Origin of the sequence: Dysgonomonas termitidis (assembly GCF_042654545.1) — a bacterium.
GTDB lineage: Bacteria > Bacteroidota > Bacteroidia > Bacteroidales > Dysgonomonadaceae > Dysgonomonas > Dysgonomonas termitidis.
The window spans coordinates 128,292-135,082 of sequence record NZ_JBHSGN010000090.1; the positions used below are offsets into that span (position 1 = coordinate 128,292).

The 6,791-nt window shown below is 32.4% G+C and carries 8 protein-coding genes; 2 read left to right on the forward strand and 6 right to left on the reverse strand.

Annotated elements, in window-relative coordinates:
• Positions 1–115: 115 nt before the first annotated feature.
• From ACFO6W_RS15620 to ACFO6W_RS15645, 6 genes are all read right to left on the reverse strand, one after another.
• Positions 116–1,234, reverse strand: coding sequence for a thioredoxin-like domain-containing protein (locus ACFO6W_RS15620; RefSeq protein WP_379998064.1), 1,119 nt, complete (start codon positions 1,232–1,234; stop codon positions 116–118).
• An 83-nt stretch (positions 1,235–1,317) separates the two neighbouring features.
• Entirely contained in the window at positions 1,318–1,524 is a 207-nt protein-coding gene (locus tag ACFO6W_RS15625) for a TIGR04149 family rSAM-modified RiPP (RefSeq protein WP_379998066.1), read from the reverse strand.
• Positions 1,525–1,615: 91 nt separating this feature from the next.
• On the reverse strand, positions 1,616–3,196 hold the full coding sequence (locus ACFO6W_RS15630) for a vitamin K epoxide reductase family protein (RefSeq protein ID WP_379998068.1): 1,581 nt from the start codon (positions 3,194–3,196) through the stop codon (positions 1,616–1,618).
• A gap of 17 nt (positions 3,197–3,213) precedes the next feature.
• On the reverse strand, positions 3,214–3,987 hold the full coding sequence (locus tag ACFO6W_RS15635) for a galactosyltransferase-related protein (protein ID WP_379998070.1): 774 nt from the start codon (positions 3,985–3,987) through the stop codon (positions 3,214–3,216).
• Positions 3,984–4,997 (reverse strand): lanthionine synthetase LanC family protein, encoded by a 1,014-nt coding sequence (locus ACFO6W_RS15640; protein ID WP_379998072.1) that lies wholly within the window; start codon positions 4,995–4,997, stop codon positions 3,984–3,986. Before ACFO6W_RS15640 ends, ACFO6W_RS15635 begins: the two co-directional genes overlap by 4 nt.
• A gap of 592 nt (positions 4,998–5,589) precedes the next feature.
• A complete protein-coding gene (locus tag ACFO6W_RS15645) occupies positions 5,590–5,712 on the reverse strand; it encodes a hypothetical protein (protein ID WP_379998074.1) in 123 nt (40 codons plus the stop codon).
• Between the two features lie 300 nt (positions 5,713–6,012).
• Between ACFO6W_RS15645 and ACFO6W_RS15650 the strand changes: the two genes are divergently transcribed.
• Positions 6,013–6,279 (forward strand): ribonuclease H family protein, encoded by a 267-nt coding sequence (locus tag ACFO6W_RS15650; RefSeq protein WP_379998076.1) that lies wholly within the window; start codon positions 6,013–6,015, stop codon positions 6,277–6,279.
• Positions 6,280–6,354: 75 nt separating this feature from the next.
• Positions 6,355–6,636 (forward strand): HU family DNA-binding protein, encoded by a 282-nt coding sequence (locus ACFO6W_RS15655; RefSeq protein ID WP_379998078.1) that lies wholly within the window; start codon positions 6,355–6,357, stop codon positions 6,634–6,636.
• Positions 6,637–6,791: the final 155 nt, after the last annotated feature.

Here is a 6,791-nt window from a genome sequence, read left to right on the forward strand (position 1 = left end):
ATCAATAATAAGATAGATTGAGAATGGAACAACACATAACTGTCTTATTTTTAATTGTATCTAGTTTTATTGAAGATGATATCTAATCACCTAAAACTCATAGCTAAAATATCATTTAATAACCTAAGTATTTCCCGTTACTGCTATTTATAATCTTGTCCAACAACTCATCCAAATCTTCACTATCAATGTTTACACTTAAAATTACACCATGCTTATCTATTAATATTCCATAAGGAATACCATCAAATTTATATTTATTTCTTATTTCGGAAATCCAGGCATCATCTAAACCTGCACAATGCAGCCAATTGTTAATTTGGTGCTTTTTGATCGCATTAATCCAATTCTTTTTCTCTTTATCCAGAGAAATCCCTATAATTTCCAGACCTTTAGTTTTATATTTATCATATATTTTATTTAAGACAGGAATATCATCTATACAGGGGCCGCACCACGATGCCCAAAAATCCAAATATAAAAAATCCGATCGACCAACAAAATCGCCAAGCGTAACAGGTATACCATTGGTATCGAATGCTGAAAAGTCTTTATATTGAGTCCCGACAAGGAGTTCCCGTGATTTATAATTCTCTCTGGTTTTAATGATCTTTGTTATGGATTTGTTCGTCTTTCTATCTCCTATATTAGTTATTATTTTCTCAAAAATACTGTCCGGACAAGATGTTGCATGTCCTGAAAGTATGTATTCACCTAATGGATTATCAATATTGTCTATAATCATATTTCCTATAAAACTGTTATAAGAAATATAGTTATTCAATTGTATCAAACTATCTATAGATGACTTTTGCGGAATCCGGTCATACTTAAAATAATCATCATAATAAGCGTGTGTGGAATCTCTATACATCTGAAGTTTATTATTGATAGGAGTGCCTTCTAAATGATGATCTACAGAGTCGACATCTATTTCGATTATTCCCGTTTCCGGAATTAAGGCTATGACTTTGTTATAATAATGATCGGCAATTCCAATATAAGAAACCCCATTTTTGTATTCCTTGCCTTCGAAGCTAAATTTTCCATTTGCTATCCGCGTAGAATCTTCAGAAACGACATTGTTTTTTTCGTTGTATAAACTAAGTACAACCATTTTCCCTTCATAATAGGGATTAGTAAATCCTTTCACATGAAAAGATCTGTTTGTCTGGCTAAACAAAGAAGTTGAAATTAGAATGCTGAACAAAAAGTGGAAAAATCTTTTTATCATATTATTAATATTTTATATGAGAGTAATCCTTCCAGATTACTCTCGCTTATTGAATTCAGATCAGTGTTTTTTAGATTCTGATATCAGTCCTTCAACTTACATTTGCAGGTAGCTTTATGGGCATTAGGAGTTTCGTTTACACACCTCATATTGCTACCACAATCATCAGAACAGCTACTATTGCAATTACGTCCACCAGATGAAGAGTATTCTCCTCCAAAAATCATTTTCATTTCATACTCTTTCAATTCTGAAGCACCTTGAAGCTTTAGTTTACTTAATTTCTTCATAAAAGTAAATTTTAAGTGATATTGCAGATTCTTATTAACAAGTGATCAGCTTGCAGCCTGTAGTCCCGCAACTTAACTACAAGGAATAGATTTATAAATCTAATGTTGTAAAATATTTTAAATCTTCAATTTTATAATTATCCGGCAATTTATATCCATTGACTAAGATTGTCGGCGTAGCAGGACGGATCCCTGTTGCCTTTTTCCAGTTCTCATGCTTTTGAAACTCTTTTCTTACAATATCACTTTCTTTATTCACATTATATATTTCAAAAATTTCTTCATTTTTAAGGTTCTTCTCTTCAAACCATCTCCTATAAATTTTGCGCCTCTCTTTAATTTCTTTTTCAAAATAAATAGCAGAAAGAAATTTATTACTAATATTTAATTCTTCTCCAAACGAAGAAAATATATACTGGATACACAGATTACTTGACTCATCCAACATTTTTTCTATTCGTTTATGCATTTTGGCACAAGGATTGCAATGAGGATTGGTAAGGATAGTTACAAGAATGTCTGCCCCTGTATTTCCCCATAAGATTGAGGATGTACTTTTATCCACCTCATAGAAAGGTTGTTTTTTTAAAATTGCAGAGAATACATTCTCGTCAGTTTTTATACTGTTTAATTCTTGCGTTATTTGCTCCATTTTCTTGTTTTGCCCTAAATTAGGGATTAGCGTATTTATTAACAATATGGGTATCAGATACAGTAAAATTGTTAATAAGGTATCTGAAATACTTATTTCAGGGAACTGAATTAATCCAAATCCTAGATTAAGGAAAAATGTAATCCCGAGTAAACATTGGACAATCAGACATAACGGGCACCATTGTTTTGCTTTAAATTTTTGATACCAGATGCTCCAAAATGAATACGGAAGAGCTAAGATGTTTATCAAAACCATATATGGTATTAGATTGGGAAAATAAGCTGTAATAACTATATTTCCAATAAAATAGCCTAATCCTATTTCGCTCCAACCAACTACACCACCCAGCTTAGCCGCATCGGATTCCAAAATATTATTACAATCACTCTGGCTAAACAATGAGCATATTTTATCTCCATACTCGCTATGTATATGTATTTGTTTTAAAACCAATAAGTAACTGATATAAATACCAGCTATATTAACTGTCGTTAATAAATAATATTCAATTCCCTTACCTAAGTTATTGCGAATAAAAGCAATAGCTAAAACAAAAAATATGGCTGTCCATAATCCTTTTTTTTGAAGCTGTTTGAAGATTTGTGTTTTGTAGTTCGATTTATATTCAGGTTCAACGGAATTCTCATCGGATTCGGCATATAATATAATTCCAGACCATATCTCGCAAAACTCGTCAATAGTGATACTCAAATCTTTCTTATTCCAGATATAATAAACCCTGTCAATTGTTATTTTATAGACAACGACAAAATCAGAACCTATATGGGCTATAAATGGGGTTTCCAACTCTCTTATTGCTGCCTGTTTATTTTGAACTTTAACGCCTGTATTCTCAATGTTATAGCTAGATAACATCCTTGATAACCCAAATAGATTATACTTATGGGGGTGTTCGTTATATAGTTTATTGGTATATTCCTTTGTATGCTTTACATCCAGATAATCTAAAAAAGAGGATAAAATATTTTTTTCTTTATTGTTTAGAAATAATTTCATAATAATAGTTATGCTATTTAGGAGTGTATTGTTAGATTTTCTTTAATTTCCTGCATGGATGAATTTTCAAAGTTGAAACGGGCAGCTGACGATATCTGGCTAAATAGAGAAGACCTGAATTTGCTATTGTCCCCTCTGGAATGTGATAAGTGGAACAACGGAGTATTAACCCGATATATTCTGTATCCTAATCCAGCAAAGCGGTAGTAACGGTCAAAATCATCATTTCCCCAGCCATAATGCCTTTCATTTTCCATCCCTGCCTCTATATATTTTTCTCTATTAACAATTACTGCGCCACCGACCATCGGTTGATGGTATAAAAGGTCTAGTTTGTTCTTGTTTCTGTATAGAACCCTGATATCTTTTGTCTTTAGATAATATTTGCGTAAAATATCTGAAGTTTCCAGGAATATGCCATTATATGGATAAGCGATATCTGCATTATTTGTACGTATATAGTTAGTTGCTTCCACAATAGCTTTTTTATCAATAACTACATCTGTATCCCATAATGCCATAATGGGTGTATCAATTTCATTTGTTAACTGATTAAAATAGAATGTGCGATGAAATACGTTGTCTTTATCTTCGATAAATTTATATATTACCTTTCCCGGTAACAACGATTTCAAAATCCCATTATAGTAATCCGTAACTTCTACAATAATAATATTCGTCTCGAAATATTTACATAACTGGGATGTGACAGCTTGTATATTCTCTAAGCGATCAATAGAATCTAGTCTTACAACTATAATAAATGTTGTGTCTTTCATATCTATTTTCATATCGAATCTCTTATTATATGCATGATCATATTTACTCCACAATATCCATTCAGTCCGATATGTCTTTTCAGATATTCAGTGTTGGATAATGATTCCCAAATCAACGATTTTTCGATCTTTTCTAATGCTTTAATATAAAATGTATTTAAGTTCAGATTTTGCTTTTCATTTTTATCTAACGATAGCATTAGTAGACATATTCCTGAAATTCCATCTTTTACAAACATATTTTTGTTTCGAAACTCATTGAGCAAATCATCAATATTGATTTGTTTAGTCAATAAAATACAATATTCGGCAAGATGCTTGTCTTTGATACAGGCATTTATCTTGCTAATACCCCATAATAAATGAAGTTTTTTTGAATTAAGAAATCCAAACTTAGATAAAAGGAAAGGTGTTATTTCCTGGATAATCTTTATGATTTTATAGCTGTATATATTAAGCTGGTAAATCTTACTTAACGCGAAAAGGAATAATGGTAAATCTGTATTTATATTGAAGCCGATGGTATTATCCTTTAATATATATTCTATTTTTGTATGAAGAGTATTAATTATCTGTATCGTAAGTTCATTGAAAAGATACTCTTGTTCTTTTTGTAAGGATTGTTTTCTTATATAAATATAAAATAATATTTGGATGAGGATAGATATATTATTATCCGATTCTTGAAAACTGACTTGTTTGAAGATTTCATCGTCTATTTCTTTCAAAATCACATTTTCATCCCCCTCTACATATCCGTTTTTTATTAAATAATTTATACCGATGGCTATTCCTGACAAACCACTTTCTATGTCAATAGTACTAACCGTAGTAATTTGTTCAAATGTTTCATCAATCAATTTTTCTGCAATTTTAGTATATCGTTCGTTGTTTTCTATTTTCCCCAAATGATAGAAATAAATACACAGTCCCATCTTTCCTGAAAAAAGACCAATTGGAATATCTTTCGTGTCCAGTATAGTAGTTAATTGAGATTTAAACTCTGCGAGATGCTTATTCATAGAGCTATGTTATTTTAATATATATTTCAATCTTTAGACAAAAAGATCTCATCACCTATAGGTTCAAAACTGTAAAATATAAAAACGATTAACTGATTCTATTAAGAGCGTTTTTCCTGTTTTACATCTATAGTATATTTTTATAATTTTATCGCAAAAAAACTTATTTATTGTTATAATTTCATTACATAAATCTATCATTTATGTTAAATTACATGAGAGAGTTTTTTGACAGTAAAAGTTAATATGTCTAATCACAATAATTGTAAAGTGCCTTTCAGAGAGATAGAAGTCCTTGAGTGCTGTTTTTCAGAATCTATAAAATAGCTGTAGATACTGATTATAAGAAATAGTTATTAAGGCTTATCATAGATTATTCGGGGTTAAACCGTGACTATTTCAATTCATATTTATGAATAAGACACATAGACAAGCAGGCTATGCCGGCTTAGCCAATGTTGTGCGACCGCTTACTGTTTATGAACTACTTACATAGACATTTCTACTCCGCTACTCACTCCCTTAGCATATACCATTCTTACCCTATGCTCGATAGGTATTTATCTGGAAGTCTTTGTTTTATACAAGGGAATCATGGTTGACAAGTGGCTGCCGGCATTTCGTATTCCGAATATTCTGAAGCATTGCCGGAATCGAATCGTTTACCTTCTTTATAATAGTAAAAGCTGTTCTTCGTAGTTTTTGCAAAACGCATAAATACGATATATATTTTTATTTTAGCTTTTCTTTTTTCTGGCAAGTTGTTTTAACCAGAGCTCCATGATAGCATCGGCTATTTCCTGGGCTTCTTCCCTGTTCAAAATATGGTTCTGGTATATATAGTCGCCAGCTTGTGATCAACCGGATTAAATGTGTTGGAAATAAAATAGTTACAATAAATCTTGCCATGTCCTTGCATATACAGGGAAAACAAGGTTGTCCCGGAGTATAAATACCCCTTGTAGAAGCTCTGTGGACAGGGCAAATTTTCCTGGAGGATTTAGGCAACCAAACGGTGAATATCGGCGAGTTCCTGGGGGTGGTTGCGGCTGTAAAATATATCATTGAAAATAATTACCATCCCAGGGTTATTTATACAGACAGCTTTACGGCTATAACCTGGCTTAACAACAAAAAAACGGCATCAGGGAAGAAAAATACGGAATTGGGGAAAGCCGAAGTCTTTTTGAAAGTGTTTTCTACGGAAGTGGATAAGATTAAAATATTACATTGGAAAAATGATTTATGGGGAGAAAATCCGGCAGATTTTGGGTGTAAATGATAAGACATGAATATTGTTAGACCGGTGCCTTCTGGTTCGCAGGAATAGGAAGGCACGCTTATTTTAATGAATGTTATGGCAAAGAAGAAATCGGAAATAGATAAACTGGTAAGCTTGGCCGCGAAGAAAGCCGGGGTATCCCAGAAATACATAGCCGACAGCTTAAGCCCGGTACTGGAAACTATTATAGAGGTATTGTCCGGAGGAAACAATATCACCATACAAGGTTTCGGGTCATTCCAGGTAAAAACCATGAAGGAACGCAAGTCAAGAAATCCGAAGACCGGGGAGTTAATTGTCCTTCCGGAAAGGATGGTTGTTAAGTTTAAGCTGACAAACGGAAACCCGGTAAAATGACCCGCTTTTTATCCTGCCTGTACCTGATGCGAATTATTCTTCTAAATTAATTCATATTAATTAGGATTAGTTTTGAAATTTATCCTACCTTTGTCTACTGTTTTGGTGCCACTTTCTGCATTCGTAGATAGTGGTGAAGAGGGAATCAGGTGCAA